The sequence below is a fragment of the Crocosphaera sp. XPORK-15E genome, from assembly GCF_034931425.1.
In the GTDB taxonomy this organism is placed as follows: Bacteria; Cyanobacteriota; Cyanobacteriia; order Cyanobacteriales; family Microcystaceae; genus UHCC-0190.
The window spans coordinates 1-21,468 of record NZ_JAYGHQ010000009.1; the positions used below are offsets into that span (position 1 = coordinate 1).

General features: G+C 38.2%; 25 protein-coding genes and 1 tRNA gene. 8 read left to right on the forward strand and 18 right to left on the reverse strand.

From position 1 onward, the window contains the following. From VB691_RS10690 to VB691_RS10720, 7 genes are all read right to left on the reverse strand, one after another. The coding region (locus tag VB691_RS10690) for a peptidylprolyl isomerase (RefSeq protein ID WP_323291483.1) at window positions 1-1,387 on the reverse strand (1,387 nt) is incomplete at its 3' end. Window positions 1,388-1,654: 267 nt separating this feature from the next. Then, window positions 1,655-3,697: a Calx-beta domain-containing protein gene (locus tag VB691_RS10695; RefSeq protein ID WP_323291484.1), complete on the reverse strand. Its 2,043-nt coding sequence runs from the start codon at window positions 3,695-3,697 to the stop codon at window positions 1,655-1,657. A 59-nt stretch (window positions 3,698-3,756) separates the two neighbouring features. Beyond that, window positions 3,757-5,607 (reverse strand): DCC1-like thiol-disulfide oxidoreductase family protein, encoded by a 1,851-nt coding sequence (locus VB691_RS10700; protein WP_323291485.1) that lies wholly within the window; start codon window positions 5,605-5,607, stop codon window positions 3,757-3,759. A gap of 176 nt (window positions 5,608-5,783) precedes the next feature. Further along, on the reverse strand, window positions 5,784-6,356 hold the full coding sequence (locus tag VB691_RS10705; protein WP_323291486.1) for a hypothetical protein: 573 nt from the start codon (window positions 6,354-6,356) through the stop codon (window positions 5,784-5,786). 83 nt (window positions 6,357-6,439) lie between these two features. After that, window positions 6,440-7,654 (reverse strand): type II secretion system F family protein, encoded by a 1,215-nt coding sequence (locus VB691_RS10710; RefSeq protein ID WP_323291487.1) that lies wholly within the window; start codon window positions 7,652-7,654, stop codon window positions 6,440-6,442. Between the two features lie 43 nt (window positions 7,655-7,697). Continuing rightward, window positions 7,698-8,804: a type IV pilus twitching motility protein PilT gene (locus VB691_RS10715; RefSeq protein WP_323291776.1), complete on the reverse strand. Its 1,107-nt coding sequence runs from the start codon at window positions 8,802-8,804 to the stop codon at window positions 7,698-7,700. Window positions 8,805-8,826: 22 nt separating this feature from the next. Continuing rightward, window positions 8,827-10,851, reverse strand: a complete 2,025-nt coding sequence (locus VB691_RS10720) for a GspE/PulE family protein (protein WP_323291488.1) — start codon at window positions 10,849-10,851, stop codon at window positions 8,827-8,829. 513 nt (window positions 10,852-11,364) lie between these two features. Between VB691_RS10720 and VB691_RS10725 the strand changes: the two genes are divergently transcribed. After that, on the forward strand, window positions 11,365-11,619 hold the full coding sequence (locus tag VB691_RS10725) for a 3-oxoacyl-ACP synthase (RefSeq protein WP_323291489.1): 255 nt from the start codon (window positions 11,365-11,367) through the stop codon (window positions 11,617-11,619). Window positions 11,620-11,629: 10 nt separating this feature from the next. Here the strand turns inward: VB691_RS10725 and VB691_RS10730 are convergent, their stop codons facing one another. From VB691_RS10730 to VB691_RS10755, 6 genes are all read right to left on the reverse strand, one after another. Continuing rightward, the gene (locus VB691_RS10730) at window positions 11,630-11,836 is read right to left on the reverse strand and encodes a hypothetical protein (protein ID WP_124969734.1); all 207 of its coding nucleotides are present in this window, start codon (window positions 11,834-11,836) and stop codon (window positions 11,630-11,632) included. 3 nt (window positions 11,837-11,839) lie between these two features. Beyond that, window positions 11,840-12,172 (reverse strand): GIY-YIG nuclease family protein, encoded by a 333-nt coding sequence (locus VB691_RS10735; protein ID WP_323291490.1) that lies wholly within the window; start codon window positions 12,170-12,172, stop codon window positions 11,840-11,842. Window positions 12,173-12,315: 143 nt separating this feature from the next. After that, the gene (locus VB691_RS10740; protein WP_323291491.1) at window positions 12,316-12,579 is read right to left on the reverse strand and encodes a BrnA antitoxin family protein; all 264 of its coding nucleotides are present in this window, start codon (window positions 12,577-12,579) and stop codon (window positions 12,316-12,318) included. Window positions 12,580-12,682: 103 nt separating this feature from the next. Then, a complete protein-coding gene (locus VB691_RS10745; RefSeq protein WP_323291492.1) occupies window positions 12,683-12,973 on the reverse strand; it encodes a type II toxin-antitoxin system RelE/ParE family toxin in 291 nt (96 codons plus the stop codon). Continuing rightward, window positions 12,970-13,236, reverse strand: a complete 267-nt coding sequence (locus VB691_RS10750; protein WP_323291493.1) for a ribbon-helix-helix domain-containing protein — start codon at window positions 13,234-13,236, stop codon at window positions 12,970-12,972. Before VB691_RS10750 ends, VB691_RS10745 begins: the two co-directional genes overlap by 4 nt. Window positions 13,237-13,332: 96 nt before the next feature. Beyond that, the gene (locus VB691_RS10755; RefSeq protein ID WP_323291494.1) at window positions 13,333-14,184 is read right to left on the reverse strand and encodes an autoinducer binding domain-containing protein; all 852 of its coding nucleotides are present in this window, start codon (window positions 14,182-14,184) and stop codon (window positions 13,333-13,335) included. Window positions 14,185-14,349: 165 nt separating this feature from the next. Between VB691_RS10755 and VB691_RS10760 the strand changes: the two genes are divergently transcribed. Continuing rightward, window positions 14,350-14,484, forward strand: coding sequence for a hypothetical protein (locus VB691_RS10760; protein WP_323291495.1), 135 nt, complete (start codon window positions 14,350-14,352; stop codon window positions 14,482-14,484). A gap of 51 nt (window positions 14,485-14,535) precedes the next feature. Here the strand turns inward: VB691_RS10760 and VB691_RS10765 are convergent, their stop codons facing one another. Both VB691_RS10765 and VB691_RS10770 read right to left on the reverse strand, forming a co-directional pair. After that, window positions 14,536-14,796 carry a DUF433 domain-containing protein gene (locus VB691_RS10765; RefSeq protein ID WP_323291496.1) on the reverse strand — a complete coding sequence of 87 codons (261 nt, stop codon included), beginning with the start codon at window positions 14,794-14,796 and terminating at the stop codon, window positions 14,536-14,538. 160 nt (window positions 14,797-14,956) lie between these two features. Next, window positions 14,957-16,441, reverse strand: a complete 1,485-nt coding sequence (locus tag VB691_RS10770) for a glycosyl hydrolase family 57 (RefSeq protein ID WP_323291497.1) — start codon at window positions 16,439-16,441, stop codon at window positions 14,957-14,959. A gap of 336 nt (window positions 16,442-16,777) precedes the next feature. On the opposite strand from VB691_RS10770, the gene VB691_RS10775 reads away from it, so the two are divergent. From VB691_RS10775 to VB691_RS10795, 5 genes are all read left to right on the forward strand, one after another. After that, window positions 16,778-17,050: a helix-turn-helix transcriptional regulator gene (locus tag VB691_RS10775; protein ID WP_323291498.1), complete on the forward strand. Its 273-nt coding sequence runs from the start codon at window positions 16,778-16,780 to the stop codon at window positions 17,048-17,050. Between the two features lie 129 nt (window positions 17,051-17,179). After that, a complete protein-coding gene (locus tag VB691_RS10780) occupies window positions 17,180-17,884 on the forward strand; it encodes an SEC59/DGK1/VTE5 family protein (RefSeq protein ID WP_323291499.1) in 705 nt (234 codons plus the stop codon). A 15-nt stretch (window positions 17,885-17,899) separates the two neighbouring features. Beyond that, complete coding sequence (locus tag VB691_RS10785; protein WP_323291500.1) at window positions 17,900-18,772, forward strand: aldose epimerase; 873 nt, start codon at window positions 17,900-17,902, stop codon at window positions 18,770-18,772. A gap of 63 nt (window positions 18,773-18,835) precedes the next feature. After that, window positions 18,836-18,907, forward strand: a tRNA-Lys gene (locus VB691_RS10790). A 54-nt stretch (window positions 18,908-18,961) separates the two neighbouring features. Next, window positions 18,962-19,354 (forward strand): hypothetical protein, encoded by a 393-nt coding sequence (locus tag VB691_RS10795; RefSeq protein WP_323291501.1) that lies wholly within the window; start codon window positions 18,962-18,964, stop codon window positions 19,352-19,354. A 9-nt stretch (window positions 19,355-19,363) separates the two neighbouring features. Here VB691_RS10795 and VB691_RS10800 read toward each other — a convergent pair whose 3' ends face one another. From VB691_RS10800 to VB691_RS10810, 3 genes are read right to left on the reverse strand one after another with little or no spacing between them, the layout of a single operon-like run. After that, complete coding sequence (locus VB691_RS10800; RefSeq protein ID WP_323291502.1) at window positions 19,364-20,749, reverse strand: CHAT domain-containing protein; 1,386 nt, start codon at window positions 20,747-20,749, stop codon at window positions 19,364-19,366. A 43-nt stretch (window positions 20,750-20,792) separates the two neighbouring features. Further along, entirely contained in the window at window positions 20,793-20,930 is a 138-nt protein-coding gene (locus VB691_RS10805) for a hypothetical protein (RefSeq protein ID WP_323291786.1), read from the reverse strand. 26 nt (window positions 20,931-20,956) lie between these two features. Further along, window positions 20,957-21,133 carry a type II toxin-antitoxin system HicA family toxin gene (locus VB691_RS10810; RefSeq protein WP_323291503.1) on the reverse strand — a complete coding sequence of 59 codons (177 nt, stop codon included), beginning with the start codon at window positions 21,131-21,133 and terminating at the stop codon, window positions 20,957-20,959. Between the two features lie 79 nt (window positions 21,134-21,212). Here VB691_RS10810 and VB691_RS10815 point away from each other — a divergent pair, with 79 nt between their 5' ends. After that, entirely contained in the window at window positions 21,213-21,434 is a 222-nt protein-coding gene (locus VB691_RS10815) for a type II toxin-antitoxin system HicB family antitoxin (protein WP_323291504.1), read from the forward strand. Window positions 21,435-21,468 lie beyond the last annotated feature (34 nt).

Genomic DNA, 21,468 nt, shown 5'->3' on the forward strand with positions numbered 1-21,468 from the left:
TCGCAGAATTAGCCGCAAAATCAACACTTGTACCGATATTTGTGTAATCTGTGCCATTAGTTGCTGTACCACTGATTGTATAGTTAACTGTTAAAGCATTGGTTAAATTTCCCCCACGAGTGAAGGTGTAAATAAGGTTATTTGTGTCGTCTTCGGTAACAGTTGTCTGAGCTAAAGCTAGGGTAATATTAGGGATAACATTATCGTTAACGTCAGTAACATTAATGATTAATTCTTTCTCATAGAATAATCCCCCTTGATCAGTAGTACGCACTCGAATACTATAACTATCATTAGTTTCAAAGTCGAATACTTCGTTAGTTTTCAGTTGGTTATTACTGATAGTAAATAGATTATTATCTGTTGAACCTGTACCAGTGACTAAGCTATAAGTAAAGGTATTTCCTATGTCTGTATCTGTGGTACTTAAATCACCAATAACTGTGGCGATAGGTTGATTTTCGTTAATACTACTGTTACTTAGACTGAGATTAGTAGGAGATTGATTACTAGATTCAACACTGATTGTAAAGGTGTCCTCTACTGTTTCACCCAATAAACTTGTTCCTCTAATAGTAATATCTGCTGTTCCTATTGTATTATCGAAGTAGTCTAGAATAAGCTGATTATTATTAATACTTGCATTAACTAAGTCAGGATCAGAATTACTTACAACTGAGAAGGTTAATTCATTTAAGCTAGAAACAGTAATACTTTGAAAACGAACAAAATCATCATCACTATCGATAACAAGATTGTTAGGATCTATTGATAGAGGTAAATCAGTGAAAGCCGGATGGATATTAGTGGCTGGGTAAGTTGTGATATTAGCTATACCATCAATAACTGCTAAATCATCTTCTGATAAGACTTGACCAAAAACCGTAAATCCGCCATTTTGATTATCTAAATTCTCCGAATTATCAGCCAAATTAAAAAACCATTGATTAGTGGCACTGTTGGGATCATTTCCCAGTTTTGCCATGGCAATAGTTCCGCGCAAATTAGAGCGATCAGCACTAAATTCATTTTGAACTGCCGGATCACTGGGAACCACTCCTAATGATAAATCATTAACGGTAAATCCTCCTCCTTGAATAATAAAATTAGGAACTGAACGATGAATAATTGTGTTAGAATAGTCACCATCATTAACATAATTAAGGAAATTATCAACAGTTAAAGGTGCGCCTATTTCTTGTTGATCAAATAATAAAACATTAATAATTCCTCCAGCAATAGATGTATCATACAATTCAAATATTACTACTTCACCTGTAGTGGATGGATCATCAAAATTATCCAGTAAATTTAGAATTGTATTGGCTGCATTTTCTGAAACAATAAGATCACTAATGGGAGTTTTAATAATAGGTTCAATGGTCATCGCTTAATAATCCCTCTTTAGTATTTAATGACATGAATAAACAATTCAACCCTATAACTATTAACACAAAACCATAAACTTATCATTAAAGGTTATGGGTTAGAATGTGATCTTAGAGTTATTTGTACTGTTTGTCAAGTTCAAAAATAAAATAAGCTATTGTGCATTTAAACTGCATATTGGTTAGATTAAAGGGGAAGAAATCGTTTTTGTTCGTTTGAGTTTCGTCCCTCAATCTTGTAATTGTACCCATAAATGAAAACTCATCTAAATTGAGTATGGAGCTAAATAATTGACAAGCTCAATACCAGTGGTTCGAGTCGCATCTTGTCCTAACAAGACATCCCTATTTTGTTTTAAGAAGATGTCCAAGAGTTGGGGATCTGCCCCAAAACTACTATAAAGGTCTAATAAAGTATAATCAGAGCTTTCCACTGTCCCATTGCCATCAAGATCAAAGAAGGTATTTTCAGCAGCAGTTAGATAATCCGTTAATAAATCTCCTGTGGTTCGAGTTGCTCCTTGTCCTAACAAAACATCAGCATTATTGCCTAAAAAGACATCAAACAAGTTAGGATCATTACCAAAACTAGCATATAAATTGATTAAAGTGTAGTCTGATGGTTCTAGTTGACCATTACCATCGATATCTAGGGTTAACTTATCATTAATAATTGTTCCTGTAACTGCTGTAGTTGTTCCTAGGGTATAACCTGTCCCTGAAGCCAAGGTTAACGCTACAGTTTCATCGCTTTCAAAGATTGTATCAACTGTGGGATCTATTATTACTGTAGTTGTCGCAGAATTAGCCGCAAAATCAACACTTGTACCGATATTAGTGTAATCTGTGCCGTTAGTTGCTGTGCCACTAATTGTATAGTTAACTGTTAAAGCATTGGTTAAATTTCCCTCACGAGTGAAGGTGTAAATAAGGTTATTTGTGCCGTCTTCGCTAACAATTGTCTGAGCTAAAGCTAGGGTAATATTAGAAGAATCATCATTAATCGGAGGTGAGGCATTGCCGATGACAAAATTGGCAGCAGTTAGGGGAGTCTGAGAAAGATTCAAGTTGTCGGCATGGAAAACATCGATCGTGTTGCCCGAACTGAGGGTAAATTGCGTCACATTGGTAAAAGGACGGCTGAAGGTGTTGAAGACTTGAAGGGATGAGGTGAATCCAAGACTCGGAGCGATGATAATTTTCTCTGTGCCTATCTCAAAATCCAGAATTTGATCTCGACCGCTATTGGCTGCAAAGAAAAAGGCATCCTCTCCTTCTTGCCCGAAGAGCAGATCGTTTCCCAAACCGCCGTCAAGGAAATCTGCATCGATTCCTCCCTGTAACTGATCGTTGTCCTCACCCCCCAAAAGGCGATCGCTTCCTTCTTGCCCGAAGAGCAGATCGTTGCCCAAACCGCCATTGAGAGTATCATTACCGCCCTCCCCTTGGATCATATCGTGGCCTCCTAAACCATCGATAATATCAGCCACATCTGTGCCAAAGATTGTGTCTGCTCCTGCTGTTGCGATAGGTGGAGTCTCTCCTTGAGACGTAAATTGAAAACCATTGTAATCCTGAATTTGGTAGCCAATATCAGCCAAGAGTGCCAAATCTAGACGGGTTGGCAGGATTCGCCCATTGTTGATAACTGGGTCCATTAAAACTTCTTGTCCCTGACTTAACGTCCCTTCCTCAAGATGACTGCGATCGCTCGTTAGGGGAACAGTAACCCCGCCCTTAGCAGCTTGGGCATTTACTCCAACAAAGGAGCCACTTTGACCGAGTTGTTCAAAGATATCAGATGTCCCAATTCCCAGAACATGGCCGATTTCATGTAAAGCAGTTGACAGAAAATCAGTCCTGTCTGCGGGGATGTCATCGGCGGTTTCTGGGGTTGAATCGAAAAACCAAGGTGCTGCCGTCCCCTTGCTGAAGGAAGGAGTAGAATCAAAGGTGATCGTACCAACCCAAGGTTCAAAATTAGAGCCTTGGATGCGGTTGCGAAAAATCGTCCCTGATGCGTTGGTTCCATCAAATCCTCCCAAGCCGATTGCCTGCGTTAGAGAGCGAGTCCCGGCAAAGATGAGCAAGTCGTCAATTTCTTCAGTCAGGACAATCTGTTGATTAAGTGTCCCTGTCTGGGGGTCAGTTACCGTAAAGCTGATGCCGACAGGGATATTAGCAAACTCATCAAGGATTGAGCTTTCCCAAATATTGGCTGCTGCTTCTAGGGTTGCACGCCTCTGGGGGTCATTGAAGAAGCCGGCCGTGTCAAAGCGGTAGTCAAATACGATATTAAAGGAACTCATAAATTAAAATCAATTGAAATTATATACTTATTAGCTTTGAAAGAGATTAAGCGATCGCCTTAGGAACCAGAACAAGATTGTTGCCAAACTTTTTTCTTTTCAACCATCTGGGTTACTCCTGGGGGAACAGTTCTTTCATCCATAAAATATATCTCAAAACTTTCTAATTGTTTATCTTCTGAATTTGTTTTATTCCATTCCCGACAAAGATAATCAGCAAAATGGGGATATAGTTTTTTACCCATTGCTCGATTTAGATTGATATAATACACTCGCCATTGAATGGTTTGATAGATGTTTTGACGCTCTTTTAGAGTAGGTTTTTCCCAACTAATGGGACGGGTTTCATCAAGAAGATTGACTTCTGTTCCATCCTTTAATTTTCCGACAATAACGTGCCAACCGTCATCTCTTGGGGGTGCAGGAGCAAAAATACTCCAAGACTGATCTAAACGGGTAATATAACCAATAATATTAATTGTTTGAAAGGTTCTACGAGTAAAAACTTGATGAGTCTTATTAATCCAATCATCCTTAAAGGGACGACGAACAACAGTTTGATCGACAAAGCTTTTTAAATTAAATATTGTGGTTAAAAATAGCAGAGATAAAGTGATTAAATTAAACGGTAAAGATGACTTAATTTCTAAAGAACGAAATTTAAACGGACGAGTAAAATTACCTGCAAATTTACGATTTGAAGCAATGGTTTGATAGAATTTTGTACCCACATTCATTATAGGTTGCCAACGTAATAATGGGGCCAAAAAATAGATAATAGGCGATAAACTAACCACATAGGCGATCGCTTCAAATTTATAATGACGATTATTTTCCCAGTCAACCACAACCCAAGAATTTTTTTCTAACATATCAGCATAGATAGATTCATGATCTTGAGCAATTAATAAAGGAGTTCCTGGTAAAATTAAAAATGTCCTAATAAAATGAACAACTTTTTTACAAAATCCACAATCTGCGTCATAATAAATAGTTAATCCTTTGCGAGCAGTGGTACTAATGATTTGAGTTCCCCTATCCCATAATTCTGTGGGAATTAATGTTAACCAATTAACCACACTTAGATAACTTAAAACCCCAATAGAAAAGGATAATTCAAAGCCAAGATGTAATAAAACAAAAGAAATAATTGCTACACAACGGAAAAAGCTGGTACGAAAAGGAATTAAGATAATAAAGGGGCCAACCCATTCAAAAATTAACGCACTAAAGGTTAAAATTCGTAAAATAGGGACAGGAAAACCTAATAAAAAATGACCGAATTCTGTAGCATATTGATCAAAATTTAAAGAGTAATAAACCGCATCTCCATCAGGCCACCAAAGCGAGCTTTTTGTTTTATAAGCTGCTGACCAAGTATAAATGAATATGAGTTGAATAATAAAGGCAAAGGTTGCCCCACTTATTACTCGTTTGGGTAAGAGTTTCTTTGAAGAATTTAAGGCACTATCAAAGGAATAAGAACAACCTAACGGCAAAAACATTGCCCAAAATAACATGGCTCTTAAGACATCATCGCCCGCAAAAATAAGGGCAGGATTCCGATTTTGTAATGAAATATTTAACGCCCAAGTAGCAATAATTGCGAGTCTTGTCCGATAACCTACTAATAGAGATAAGGCAATTAAAAAAGCGATTAAAAATAGAAATGCTTGCCAGGAAAAACTACCATTAATCAAGTGAAAAGACCAATACCAAGGATGAAGTAGTTCTTTTGTTAAAGCCTCTCTAGAAAGCACTCCTGCATCGGTATAATGGGCATTAATTCCCCTAGCTCGACTGAACAAGTCAGCCATAACAATTAAAGCTAACCCAATGCGAAAAACAGCCAAGGAGCGTAAATCTAAACCGAAAATTTTGGTTAATTTTGAGGGAGTTTCATGGTTCATTGTTGATCAATTTTTCCTATCTGGTAAAACTTCTAAGGGTTTAAGAACAGGTTTCCGTTGTCCAGCTAATTATTGAGAGATAATTTTACTATTAAATAATATATCATTGCTTTTTGAAAAATAAAAATCCACAATAATTATATCTTAAAATAGCCGTTTTGGGAAAAATTACTGATTTATTCTGAAACCATCTCCAAAACTTCTTCAGTTTCTTCAGCAATAGAAGTTTGAACAATATAAGGCAAACAAGCCCCTTTTAATCCTTTTTTGATTCTCTCTAAGGTGTTTTCAAATAACACAAATAAAGGATAAACTTTATCAGCACCTTCACTAAACATATGTTGTTCTTTTGGGGGCATTAACCATTCATAATCTTTATCTAAATGGATTTGAGTTTGTCGCCAACGGGTTAATAAATGGGAAAAATCTTCATGGGGACGATGAATAAAAACAATAATTTCTGACCCTAATTTAATCTTCCATTCAGGGTCACACATAATAATAGCAAGATCACAAGGTAAATGAATAGCTTCTTGAATATTGGGGGAAGTTAGACGACTTTCACCTAAAGGTTGCGGTTGACGAACTTTAACAACGGGTAAAGGAATGGTAATTAAACTATCTTGAGGACGACGTAAACTAGGCAACATTTCTAAATAAGGACGATGCTGTTTTAATAAAGAAATAGCCCCAGTGCGATCGCTATATTCACATAAAAGTTTTTCGTAATTTGATGCTTTAATAGACATAATAGACAATCAAAATTTATGTTTAAACGTTTATAGAGACGTTATAGGAAACATCTCTATATTGCTTAAATTCTCTAGATTTCTTAACCAAGTTTATCGAAGATTTTGAACATTGGTAGATACATTGATAAGAGAATTACCCCTACCAAACCAGCAATTAAAACCATCATCAACGGTTCAATAACACTGGTTAATGCTTTAACAGCTTGTTCAACTTCATCCTCGTAGAAATCAGCAACTTTCATCATCATTGCATCCAGTTCCCCCGTTTCTTCCCCAATACAAATCATTTGAATAGCTAACTGCGGGAAAACATTAGCATTTTGTAGGGCTAAACTCATCATTCCCCCTTGTTGAATTTCTGCTTGGGCCCCGGCAATGGCATTAGCAATTACCTTATTTCCGACGGTATTACAGACAATTTCTAAAGAGGTTAAAATGGGAACCCCTGAACGCATTAAAGTCCCAAAAACTCGACAAAAACGAGCTACTGCCGACTTTTCATTTAAGTCACCAAACAGAGGCATTTTTAAGAAAAATTTATCAATTTGTAAGCGACCCATAGGGGTTTTATAGTATTGTTTAATGGCAAACACAAAGCCCATAACTGAACCAATAGGAATCAAAATTTTCCAACTCCGCATAATACCACTAAGGTAGAGCATAAATTGCGTTAAAGCTGGCAATTCTGTCCCTAAATCTTGGAAAATTTTGGCAAAAACAGGAATTAAAAAGACAGTCATGCAAAAGAAAACCACCACAGCTAAAAAGCCAACTGTAACCGGATAGGCCATCGCTGATTTAATTTGGTTTTGTAGCCTTGCCATATCTTCTAAAAGTGTTGCTAAACGGTTGAGAACTTCATCAAGAACCCCCCCAGTTTCTCCAGCTTCCACCATACTGACATATAACTGATCAAAACAGTCAGGATGCTTGGACAAAGCTTCTGATAAACTAACCCCTTGTTGCACCTCAGCACTAATAGCAACTAAGGCTTTTTTTAATTTAGGGTTACTAGCTTGATCTGATAAAACCCCTAAACAACGAACAATAGCAACCCCGGCATTAATCATGACAGAAAACTGACGAGAAAAGATTGCTTTGTCCTTGACTTTAACAGTATTTAGCATAGATTCTATGCCAGAAAAGTCAATTTCCATTCCTGCTTTTTTAATTTTACCAATAGCAGGATATTGTTGTCTAAGCATTGCCCTAGCTTGTTCAGGAGACATTGCTTCTACTTTTGTTTTGGAAATTTTTCCTTTCGCGTCTTTAACTTGAGCAATATAAGTAGGCATTTTTTTTTGAGGTAATGAAACAATTAATTATTAATTCTTAAAATTAGATGCGTGACTTAGCTTTTATGCCAGTAGTTGCGCCTCCAATTAACCTTTGTAATTCATCAGGTCTACCACTTTTAGAGACGGCTTCTTCAAAAGAAACCATACCACTGACAACCATACCAGCCAAAGCTTGTTCCATAGTTTGCATTCCTAATTTCATCCCTGTTTGAATAGCAGAATAAACTTGACCAGCTTTTCCTTCTCGCATCAGGTTAGCAATAGCAGGGGTAACAATCATAATTTCTTGGGCCATTGCTCGTCCAAACTCTCCTGGTTTGGGGCTTTTCTTCTTAACTAAACATTGACTAAATACGGCAATCAAAGAGTTAGATAACATCGCCCGAATTTGAGCCTGTTGGTTAGCAGGAAATACGTCAACGATCCTATCAATTGTACCTGCGGCTGAATTAGTGTGTAAAGTACCAAAAACTAAGTGTCCAGTTTCTGCGGCTGTGATGGCTAAGGCAATGGTTTCTAAATCCCGCATTTCCCCCACCAGAATAATATCTGGATCTTCCCTTAAAGAAGCTTTTAAAGCATTGGCAAAAGATTTCGTATCTTCCCCTTTTTGCCGTTGGTGAAAGAGGCTTTTAATATTAGGAAAAACGTATTCAATCGGGTCTTCTACTGTTAGAATATGTTCGCCTCTGGTGCGATTAATTAAATCTAAAATAGCGGCGAGGGTTGTCGTTTTTCCAGACCCAGTTTGTCCGGTAACTAACACCATACCCCGTGGACGTTCCGCCATTTCTCGGACAATTGTGGGTAAACCTAACTGTTCAAAATTAGGAATTTTAGAAGATAAAGCTCGTAAACAAGCAGCATAACAACCCCGTTCTTTATAAACATTGACCCGAAACCGAGCTAACCCTTTAACACCATAGGAACAGTCTAATTCCCAATTTTGTTCTAACTCTTTCCGTTGAGTATTATTAAGCATACTAAAGATGAGTTTTTGACTTTCTTGGGGGGAAAGTGGTTCTTCATCAATGGGGGCCAATTTCCCACTAATACGAAAATAAATAGGCGCACCCGCTTGAATGTGCATATCAGAGCCACCCATTTCAACGAGTTGCTCCATCAAATCTTCAATCATCATATCCATTGCCATGATCTTGTCTCCTTATTTAGGAATTAGTAAATCGGGGTGTCATACAATAGGGGCAGTCCATCCATTCCTGTTGTAATTCTGCGGAACAGGTTTTACATTCGAGGGAACTCTTGCGCTTGGCTTTTAATTCTGCTTCTAGTCCCGTATCAGTAAACGTGACCCTTTCCACTTCTTCTAGAGTGGTATAGCCCTCTTGTACCAGTTGCAAACTATAAGCCAGAATGGTTATCATCCCTTCTTCAACGGCCGCTTCTTTAATGCGATCGGTAGTGGCTCCTTCATTAATCAAACTTTGAATGCGTTCCGTATTCCGCATCACTTCATAAACCCCCACCCGTCCCTTGTAACCACCACCGCCACATTTTTGACAAATGGTTCCGTTGGTTTTAGCTTCTGTAATTTCTTCTGGGGTTAATTTATTGGCTTTATAGATGGTCACTTCCTCTTCATTGGAGGCCGATAAACCAAAACGGGCTAATTCAGCTTTTTTCGGGTTATAAGCAACGCGACATTCACTACAAACTCGTCGCATTAACCGTTGTGCTAAGACCCCTAATAAAGCCCCAGAAATCATAAAGGGTTCTACCCCCATTTCATCCAAACGGGCGATCGCACCAGCAGCATCATTGGTGTGTAAGGTAGTTAAGACCAAGTGACCCGTTAACGCAGCTTCAATCGCCGTTTTCGCCGTTTCTACGTCCCTAGTTTCCCCCACCAGAATGACATCAGGATCTTGTCGCATAAATGCCCGTAAAATCGAGGAGAAGTTCATGCCTTTTTCCCGAATCACCTGAACTTGGGTAATGCCAGGTAAGGAGTATTCAATGGGATCTTCGGCGGTACTGATGTTAACATCTGGATGATTTCTTTCGGCTAACACAGAATACAAACTGGTAGACTTACCACTTCCCGTCGGCCCCGTTACCAGCAATAAACCAAAGGGACGACTGGCCAAGTCTCTCACAATTTGTAGGGTTTCTTCATTCGTAATTAATTTATCTAACCCTAATTGGGTGGCAGAGTTATCTAAGATCCGTAAACAGACTTTCTCACCATAGCGACTAGGTAGGGTGTTAACCCGAAAGTCTACCTTTCGTCCTTGATAAATGCGTCGAATCTTCCCATCTTGCGGTAAACGACGTTCAGCAATATCCAAATCAGACATAATTTTGAACCGCGCAACCACCGCCGGGGTTACTTTTCGGGGCAGGGGATCAAAAGCTTGAACCAGTACCCCATCTTTACGGAAACGAATTCTTAAGGTTTCTTCTTGGGGTTCAATGTGAATGTCTGATGTGCCTTCTTGAAGGGCTTTGGCCAGAATTTTATTAACTAAATTAATAACGGGGGCTTCATGGGCATCAGTGGAGTCAAGGGCATCATGACTTTCATCACTGGACTCAGCCATACTAGCATCGAGGTTGCCCACGATGTCGGTGAGATCAGCCATCTTTTGGAGGGCTTGCTCTTTGGTTAAGCGTTCATTTTCTTGATCAATTTCCCCTTGAAGTTCATGATACTGTTCTAATAATCCGTCATAATCTTCTTGGGTAATGACCATCCGTCGCAAATCCAGGTTTCTAGCCCGTAAGATACGGTTAAGTTCATCCTGTGCTGCTAAGTTATCAGGATCAACCATGGCCACCAAAACCGATGGGGGTATGCCATCATGTTTGGAAAGGGGCAAAAGTTTGTGACGGCGACAAATATCAAAGGGAATTAATGAGTTAATTAATTCGGCCATCTGTCGATCAGCAACAGGAGACACCTCTGGATCGATGGAATCGACACCGTACAGAATTTTCAGTTCAAATAAGTGGTGTTTTTTGTATTGTCGGATTAGATCGGGGGGTAACTGTTTACCTGTCATCACTTGTAAGACATCTGTCAAGGGACGACCAGTCTTACGGGTTTCGACAAGAGCTTGTTTCATCTGATCTGGGCCGACAAAACCTGCTTCGATCAGTTTGTTACCAAAGGGAGAAAAGTAATTCCGCAGGGCAACGGCCCGACTGCGTTTTGAAGAAGGCGAATAAGTCATAAGGCAGTAATCATAGCTGCTTACCTACTTAGTGTTCCCAATGTTGTGATCGAAATTACTATGTTGGGGAAGAATTTTTGCTATGAGTAATTGGACAAAATTCCCGTAGGGGCGAACGGCCGTTCGCCCCTACCGTAAGACAAGGGTTTTAGCCTTCGTAATTAAATCATTTAGACAATAGTGTTAATAATTTCTAGAATTCTGGGCATACTAAGTTTAGTTAAATCCAGTCAGCTTAGATAAAGACTTGACCTATCAAAACTATTTTAATTATTAGTTTTTTTCTCCCGATGTCTTCTATGAACTCATTGATATTCTCCTACTTGGCCTCGATTAATTATCGGGGTTTTTTATTGTTTCAACAGCATTTACTTCTTTAAATGTGACTAAAATAACTTGATAATTACAAAATTAGGTTAAGATTAATATATCCATTTTGTACAACAGAAAGACAGAATAAGATTCGCCTAATTTCTGCCCGAAAAGCTACCCCAAAAGAAAGAAGACAATACTATGAGTATCTCAGACAAACGACTTAAAGAGTTACAGAATATTCCAGATGAGGCAATTGATACTTCTGATATTCCTGAATTAGATGACCAATTCTGGGAAAAGGCTAAAATGGTTAAACCTATCACTAAAAAAACTATATCTATTCCCATAGACGAAGATATTTTGTCTGGAGATTTTAGGCATAACGGTCTAGCTCAACCGCAGCTAGTAATTTTGGATGATTATAATAGTTTATCATTGGGTCGGGTGCAGTGATTTGTTAGACTTATTGACCTCGCCTCGGCTTACAGTCGGCAAAACTTAATGCCTCTGTGTCTAGAAAACTGGCGATCGCCATCTCAATGATTGCTTCAACGGGATAATCAATTTCAGTAGCGCGAGCAATCAGAGCATCCTGAATCCAATCTGGTAAATGCCTTAAAATAGTTTCTGCGTCAGAGGACGAGATTTGCTCCGAAAGTTTCACTTGCATGGGTTAGGACTCCATAGGAATTTGAACATTATACGGTGGCTCAGTCGCTCTCAAAATGATCGCCTCTAGTTCTAATAGTAGCGCAGGGTTTTTCGAGTAAGGTATTGTCTGCACCGCAATTCGTACATCTTCACTTTTATATTGATCAAGCCAAGCCCACAAAAAAGCTTTGTGTCCACCTTTAAAACGACCTCGTAAGCTTTTGGTTTTACCAATGTAAAGCAATCCCTGAGATCTATGCCTGACTGCGTAAATACCAGGACGATCGGGAATATCGCTAAAATCACGGCTCAAGGGTTGGCATTGCTCAAAGGGAGTAAACGCAATTGCATCCAAAATGTTTCTTGCTTGGTTCTGTATTTCAGAGTTGTTCGTTGGCACGGAAGGCAGATTATGGGGTACCGAACTCATCATGCCATAGAAAAAGGCGCATTAAACTTCGTTAATGCACCCTACACTCTACAAGATCCGCGATAGCATTACAAGCTGGGCGATCGCAATGATAATTCTTCACGAAGAATACGGCGTAGATCCCCTTGGGTGAGAGGTTGATCACAAGGGGACTGGAGATATTTCTTTAAAACCTCATTAATTAGAGTCTGATAACCAATTCCAGTCATTTCAGTCTGTTCTCGAAATTTATCGAAAATTTCATCATCGAGATAAATAGTAATGCGTGTTTTTCCATGAGAGGGAATGACCGCTCCTCGTTTTCCCTTAGAAAAATCATATTCCTTTCTCATAAGCTTTTATCTCCTGTTTTGTGACGCGACGAGCAGAAATCAGTCGAATAACCTCACCTCGCAGGGTATAAACAACTACCAGTGGTGAGCCAGCGTTTCCTATTTATTCAAAAAGATATTCTAAATTACGATATCCGCTAACGACTCTCACAATCTCAACACCATTACCTATTAAACGATAGAGAATAATATAATTATCAAGTGGAATACCTCTTAATGAAGGTTCAATATCCCCATAACTTCTTCCCATATTGGGAAATTGTAATAATTTTTCGCATTTCTTCTCAAAAGTAATAACAAATCTTTCGCCAGCTTCCACATTCTTACTAGCAAAATAATCAAAGATTTCATCCAAATCCTCTGTGGCTTCTGGAGAAATTAAACAAGTTCTCATTTTGTTATTTCTTTGGCAAAGTTAACTTTTTCTTTGAGTTTATTGATAACTGTTTGTACCTCAATTCCTTCACCTCTGTTTAGTTGTTCTAAACCGACAGCTACTTTCTGGCGAGTGTCCTCCACCCATTTTTGATAGTGTTTATCTCTTTCGTCTAATAATTGCAAGGCTTCTGCAATCACCTCGTCAACCGTTATATATTTACCACTGTTTATCTTCGCTTGAATTAATTGTTCTTGTTGTGGCTTTAAAATAATATCCATTGGTTTTGATTTGATCAATTATGTTTATATAACCATTATATGGGATTTGTTGGGTTTCGTTGCCTCAACCCAACCTACAAGATCCGCGATCGCACTTTAAAAATCATCAAATTCTCTATTTTTGATCTGATACATTTTGGAGTAAAATTTATAAGCTAAAGACGTTAATGTATTACTAACATACAAAAAATCTTGTTCCCAATTAGAAACCTCTTTCTCTTTAACAAGAGTGACAAATTGCGAGCGGTTGGTTCTGTCAGAAATAGAAGTAACAGGAATGCTACACCCCATATAAATTCCGACCTCTTGGGCATCACGAAACAGTTCTTTTTGTTCTGAGTTTATCGACTTTTGTAAGACGGTACTACTACGCCAAGCTTGTGCCTCATTAACAGCTTGGTTAATGACGGGATCGACGCTTTGATAGTCTTTATTTGAATAGTGTTCTACCCAATAGTTAGGATAGTTAGAAACAATCTCACGTACTTGAGATTGAAGATGATTATTCTTGTCAAGTTGTATGTACGTCCAAAATTTAAAGCCTAATTCATTTATAGATTCTGTAAAGTACGTTTGTAATTGAAGCATGGATAAAGATTCTGAGTTTATGTTTTCTAAAAATGTATTGAGAATTACTGAGGTTGCTACGGGTTGAGAAGTTTGACGAGACCTAACGGGATGCCATTCATTCGGATCAACAATTTCTGTGACCTCTAAACCCAACGCCCTACAAATTGCTAGGATAGAATCTCGATCCATACCTTTACCATTAAAAAATCGTCTCACCGTGCTTGTGTCAACTGAAGTTTGAGCGTTCCGAGAAATACGATCAGCAATGCCTTCAAAGGTCAAACGGGTTCCATCCTTTCCGCCAGAGGCCTTAACCTCACGAAGTTTTTGCAGTCCCGCAACGGTTGCGGTGATCCCTCTAGTGCGCTGTGTAGGCATAACTCAACTAAGTTTTGATGACTGTATTGATTTAGTTTAACCCAATTCAAAGAGAACAGAAAAGGCAGTTAGGAGAATTTTAATTTTGTTATCTGCCTTAAATTGTCTGGAGATTTAATGTCATTTTTTCGATGATGAGATTGTCAAGTTATAGAGGATTTTCCCATGACTCCCTTACAACGGTTAGTTCACTACATCACCATTGCCAATTTTTTGCTCAATACCTGTAATTTTATCGGCTTAAAACCTTTAAAATTTCCCGTTCCCCTTAATCAAGTTGTCACTACTCAAAGTCGTTGATCCCCCCAACTCGCCTAAAAAAAGGGGGGTGGAAGCTTTTAAGTTAAGTAGTTAAGATTTAGCACCGCGATCGCTTTTTAAATTGAGAGGTGATCGCCCATGGCTAACTAACTGATAAGCATAGATTAAACAGGCTTGAATATCTTCCCTTTCTAGCCAGGGATAACCCTCTAAAATTGTTTCTGGACTGTCCCTTGCCGCTAACATTCCTAGTATATGTTCAACGGCTAAACGATGACCTCTAATAATCGGTTTACCGTTAAATATCTTAGGATTTACTGTAATTCTTGCGATGACATTTTCTTCTTTCATATGTCACTTTTGTTAAGTTTTGTTACCCGTAGATCGGTGATTTTTCAATAGTATTCGCATTGTATCACCACTGACATAAGTAAGTTTTCCATCGTAAAAAAAGATCGCCCTCTATCATAAGATAAGCGATCGCCTTTAATGTACCCAACAATAACGAAACTTATTTAACTAACTTTTCGCCGCGATTATAAAGTTCACGGGCATAGTCTGTCCAAGTTCCCTGGCCCCAATAACGGAAACAGCTAGTTTCCACTAATAAGGTGTATAACAGAGCTTCCTGATATTCAGGAGTTCTGGTAATATTTGGATCTTGTTGAACTAAAGAATCGAATTTCGCGTGAAAATCAGCACTGAGTTGGTTCATGGGTTCTAGAACGTTTTCGTAACCGGAAACCCAACTTAAATCATCTGTCCAAGATGCACCGTCCATGTGGAATTGGTGATCGTTGGCGTTTAAATCTGCGATCGCATTGGCAACGGCTTCTGGGGTAACATTATTAATATCTACCTTGTTCCAGATTTTGTGTTGTCCTTTGGCCTGACAAACGGGATAATCATCAGGATTGACACCATTGGCTTCTAACAGTTCAATATACTCAGTGCCATTGAATCCCACCACATCAGAATTATCCTTGATGTTATGCCAAGTAGGATTAAATCCGTTGGGGAATTCATTCATCATCACACCGCCATTTTCCCCGTCAGCAATTTGGGAAACACAGCAAGGTACTTCTACATTCCCAATTTTTTGCCGTCCCCGTGATTTAGCCTCATGATAGGGCTGCATTTGGGCGACTAATTTAGTATCAGATCCCTGAGTTTTGATCAACGCCGTAATACTGATGACTTCACCATGAGAATTACGGGCCACTAAACGGTTAGGAACATATCTATCATCACCCAATAGGTTAGCACCGTCTAAGCGTTCGACGGAATGTTCTTGCACCAATAACCAACGATAACCGCACTCTTTAAGAGCTTTGATATATTCGTAGAGGGTATCAGGGTTATTAGGTAAGTGCATTTCTGGAGGAGAAAAGCCTTTAACCCGTTTTAGGGCATCATAACCAAACATAGAGGCAAATTGATGTTGCCAAGCCTGAATTTGTAATTTCAGGTCAGGAATGGGGGTAGAAGGAGCTACTGCATGACTCCACATGGTTCCTAACCATTCTACATAAGGCTGGTATTGGGGATCACAAGCAATGCGCTTGAGGTTATTAAGAATGTCATCCCGTCCCATTTGTTGGAGTCCCCAGAAAAGATTTCCGGAATAGTCCAACATAATGCGAGGATTACAGCCATTAGCTACTAATTCGGGAATAAAATCACCCATGCGGCTATAACACCAGGCAAAAACCCCTGCGTTATGATTATCGCCCATTCCTTGATTGTCAAACATATTTTGGAGGTTACTAATTAACGCTCCGTTGGCACCAGCGGGAATGGTTGGTTGGTGCATATGAAGGGCGCAAGCAAACCCCGCTTTAATATTGCTTAAATTGATGTTGGAAGTGGGTAAGAAAACCGGATCATTGTGTTGAACAATTGAGGTGATTTCTGCTTCCCAACCACTGATTGGGGGTAATTCTGGTTTTAATCCTTGAATGTTCGTTCCATTGGAGGCGGGTGCTGTGGCAATCATACTTATTTATTTTCCTTCGATTCTTGATAGGGATAATTTTAACTATCCATCACACCTGAAGCAAATTTATCTCCCGATCTGAATGATACTATACATTTTTGATTTGTAAACCTTAAGATTTACCTAAATTGTCATGATTTGTTGATGATTTAGTAGAGTAAAGCAATATACAAATGTTTTAAGAATTCTCACTCAAAAATTTTTTCTCAGTAATTTTAATGAGGGGTTTTTAGTCAAAATTACGGATAAAATATTGATTTGAATGATCTGAAAGTTTTGCGAATTTATAGGGAATACTAGCCATAGAGATCTCAGCTTAAACCAAGATTGACTACTATGGCACAAGCACACAAAACCAAACGAAGTATTGCTGCAACTCCCGCAGGAAAACGCAAACTTAGAGAAGCCCAAACCTTAAAAAGTGGCCAACGAATTACTTATGAAGGGATAGAAGAATTATTAGACTTTCATGTGTCTCGAAGTACCATTGAGCGATTTTTTCGCGGAAAAGCGATAGATATTTCCAATGCTATCAGTATTACAAAAGCACTGGGATTAAACTTAGAGGAAGTAGTTGAAACCAATCAATTCTGCGAATTGGTTAAATAGGGACAAGTTTTTGGTAGGGGGAATTCATGAATTCCCCCTACGATAAGATCTGTGAGTAAGTCCTGAGATAAAATTTTAGCACTCTATTTTTGATAACCTGTAAGAGTAGATCCTTTCCTTACTTGTACATTGCTGTCTGATTCACTTTCTTTGTTGAACCCTCTCCTCTCCCTTTGGTATCCCCTCAGTCTTGTTATTCTCTATTTAGGGGCTATTATTGCCCTGGCTGAAGGATTAAACCGTTTACGGGGAACTAATGCGGAATTTACCCGTAAAATCGTTCATATTGGGTCAGGAAACGTTGTTTTAATTGCCTGGTGGCTACAACTTCCCTCTTGGGTATTAGTGGGGGCTTCTTTTATTGCGAGTATTATTGCCTTAATTTCTTATTTTTTGCCCATTCTTCCCAGTATTAATAGTGTGGGACGAAAAAGCTTAGGCACTTTCTTTTATGCTGTTAGTATTGGCATTTTAGCCCAGGGGTTTTGGTCAAGACAACAACCCCAATATCTCGCTATTGGTATCCTGGTAATGGCCTGGGGAGATGGAATGGCCGCTGTTATTGGCCAAAAGTTTGGACGACACCCTTATCAAATATTAGGAGTTAACAAAAGTTGGGAGGGGTCTTTGACTATGATGGGGGTAAGTTTTCTCGTTACCAGTCTAATTTTATTGTCGGTGGGAGAATCATTCCTCATAACGATGATAATTTCTTTAATTGTTGCTATGGTAGCAATGGGATTAGAAGCCTTTTCTGCACTGGGAATTGATAATTTAAGTGTTCCCTTGGGTAGTGCTTTTCTCGCCTTCTATTTAATTCATGGTTTATCTTAAGGAAAAAAGACAATTATGGCATTTTCAATCTCTGTCAACCCTAAGCAATATTCTACCTATATTCTTTCTGATGACAAGGCGTTATCTCGTCTAGAAGTTGTTCCCGAAAGAGGGGGAATTATTACTCGTTGGGCAATTCAAGGTCAAGAGATTCTTTCTCTCGATGAAGAACGATTTACTAACCCAGAATTAAGTGTCAGGGGTGGGGTTCCTATTCTCTTTCCTATCTGTGGTAATTTGCCCGATAATACTTATGTTTACCAGGGCAAAACTTACACCTTAAAACAACATGGATTTGCGCGAGATTTACCTTGGGAAGTGATTGATCAATCAACAAGTTCTTGTGCTAGTTTAACGCTAAGCTTAAGCAGTAATGACAAAACTCTTAACGTTTATCCCTTTAAATTTCAATTAAAATTTACCTACGAACTTGAGGGAAAAATTTTACGAATTCGTCAGCAATACATTAATAAATCTGACAAAATAATGCCTTTCTCTTTTGGTTTTCATCCCTATTTTTTGGTAAAAGATAAAACAAAATTAGCCTTTGATATTCCTTCATCAGCATATCAAGAAAAAAGCAGCACAGAAATTGTTCCTTTTGAGGGAAACTTTGATTTTGATGCAGATGAAATTGATGTAGCTTTTAAATCTTTAACCCGTTCTTCTGCCAGTATGACCGATCATCAACGGGGACTAAAACTTACTCTGAATTGGTCAGATTCCTATTCTACCTTTGTGTTTTGGACATTGAAAGGGAAAGATTATATTTGTTTGGAACCCTGGAGTGCGCCCCGTAATGCGATCGCAACGGGAGAAAATCTCACGGAACTTGACCCAGGAGCAAGCTGTGAGGCTTTAATAGAGATGAATGTGGCTTCTATTTAGAAAACCCCTTGCCTTCTCTAAAATTCCATGCTATGATTAGAAATCGTGTGTGGAAAACATAACGGGTCGCTAGCTCAGCGGTAGAGCACTCGGCTTTTAACCGATCGGTCTTGGGTTCGAATCCCAGGCGACCCATTTATTGATGTACAGTGACACATTATTTGTCATCAGTAACAGATTAGTAAAGTTATGACAGATGCAACTCAGTTAACACCTGAAGAAATTCAGCAATATCGGGAACAATTAAAGGATAATCCTGAAGCGATCGCTCAGTTAAATATCATTGAAAGATGTGGCGGAAACTTAGAGCAAGCTACCCGTATTTTAGCGCGTCGAGCAGATTTTGAAGAAGTTAGAGCAGGAATCACTTGGGAAACTGCTTTGAACCAAGCGCGTGAGGTGATTTGTAATGATAATTTTAAAGACGGTTTAGCACCTGATTTAATTAGTGGTGTTATTGCTGCTTTAGTTACTGCTGGTGATCCTCTTTTAGTGGCTGTCGCTACGCCTTGCGCTAGTTATATTGTTAAAACATCTCTAGCAAAGTTTTGTAAGCAAAAGCAATTAGAGTCAGAAGATTAAAAACTGTTTTTAGATACCCATTGCTGCAAATGCAGCCCAATAGAAAGGATTTTTGAAGGGTTTTTCATTTGGTGAAAGCTTTTTGATTCTCTCACAAGTAACTGTGATTGCATCTTCTAGTTCAAAGAAATCACCAAAGGATAATGTTTCTTGTAAATAATTTAATACCTGTTTAAAAGTTGTTTTCTCTAAATTTTCTTCAAATTCTTTAACGGTTAAGTTTCTTAACCAATTTTGAGACATTTTTAAGGCAACAGGAACAGAAATATTTTGACTTTTATCTAAGACAATTTCATAGAATTTCATCATTAAAAATGCTGTAGATAAGTCGCTAACTGTCCACAAACTACTAACAACGCTTGAACTTCCTGCGAATAGAAAACCAGCAGGTAAGCCAATATATTCATCACTAATTGATTTTAAGTCAATCAAGCCTGTTTCGCAAGCAGAAAGGACGACTAAGCGAGATTTTTTAAAGTTCAATTCAAAGATTTCTCCTAATGTTAATTCATCTTTATTAGCTAATATTAAAGCCGATTCTAGGGGATTATTAGGGTTAAATCCTCCATGACAAGAGAAGTGGTAACAATGGCTTCCTGATGCTTTAAGATGGTTTATAACGGTGTTTTCAGTAGCTTCATCTTTGGCAATAATTTCTTTTTGATTGAAGAAAGTTGAGATAATATTAACTTCTAAGTCCGTAAAAATTAAGTCTTTGGTGGGGTTTTGGATGGCGAAAAGGTTAGTTAATTCATTTAAAGGACGTTGTTTAGTAATTTGCAATAGTTGGCAACTGGGGGCATATTTTATATCATATTTATCCTGTAGAATTGATCCCCCCCAACCCCCCTTATTAAGGGGGGAGTTAGAGGTAGAAACCTTATTAAGGGGGGAGTTAGTGATGGGTAAGGCATGAAGGGGTAGAATATGCAGAAACCAATGGGGAATTATAATTAAGCGTTGACAGGTTTCGGGAATGAGAGAAATAATCTCGTTAATGTGTAGAGTATCGGCAAAAGTTTGTAATAAGTTGGAAAGTTGATTAATCCATTCTTTTTTACCTCTTTCGGAGTAGTAAAGCCGTCGATAATTATTGACAGTATCAAGTAATTGCTTTCCGTCTTCTTCGGAAGATTGCCAAACTTTAACCGTTTCATCCGCAGAGACAATAAAGGCTAAAATCTTTTCACCAGTAATATACCATTGCAGCAGACAAGTTGAGTTATCGGTTAAAGATTTAATCTCTTTAAAAGGAATCGGTTGGACTTTTTGCGTTAGGCTAAAGATGGGGTCATAAGGAGTAATTTTTTCGGCGATAAAAGTATCTAACTCTTGTTGATATTCCTTAAGATAACTGTGATCTTGAACGTAGGGAGTTAGTTTATCTCTCTGCATCAAATTTTGATTAATGCTTTGACTTTGTAGGCGAATTTGTTCGTTAACGACTTGTTGTTTTAATTCTGCTCGCTTCCGTTAACTCAATTTTGATGTCTGTAACATCTTTTTGTAAATTATCTAATTTTTGATTAATTTCTGCTAAAACTTCGCTGAGGTTTTGTTCAATCATCACTGACATCTGTTTTTTCCCCATAATAAAAACAATTATGAATTATTATAATCGATATTCAGGGAATTATTACCCTTTCTGCTTCCCCGAATAGTTAAAATATATTCTCCATCTGTCATCGTAATATGTTTTCCCTGTCGAACGATCTGAAACCCCGCTTTTTCAAAAGCTTTAATTGCTCGTTGATGGTTAATTCCAGGAAGACTAGGCATGATTTAATTCAACTTCTATCTTTAATCCTATTTTAATAGGTGTATTATATTATCTTAGATTGATTACAGGAGTAAATCAATGAACTATCAATATAGTATTGTTATTCAATGGTCAGATGAAGATCAAAAATATATCGTTAGCTTACCCGAATTTGGTCCTTATGCTCATACTCATGGTAATAGTTATGAGGAAGCTTTAAAAAATGCTCAAGAAATGTTAGAACTTTTAATCGAAGATTATAAAGCTAGAAATAAAACTTTGCCTAAACCGAGTAATCTTAAAATAACGGTTGAAGTTTGATAATTAAATTATCAAAAAGAGAGGGCGTATGCCA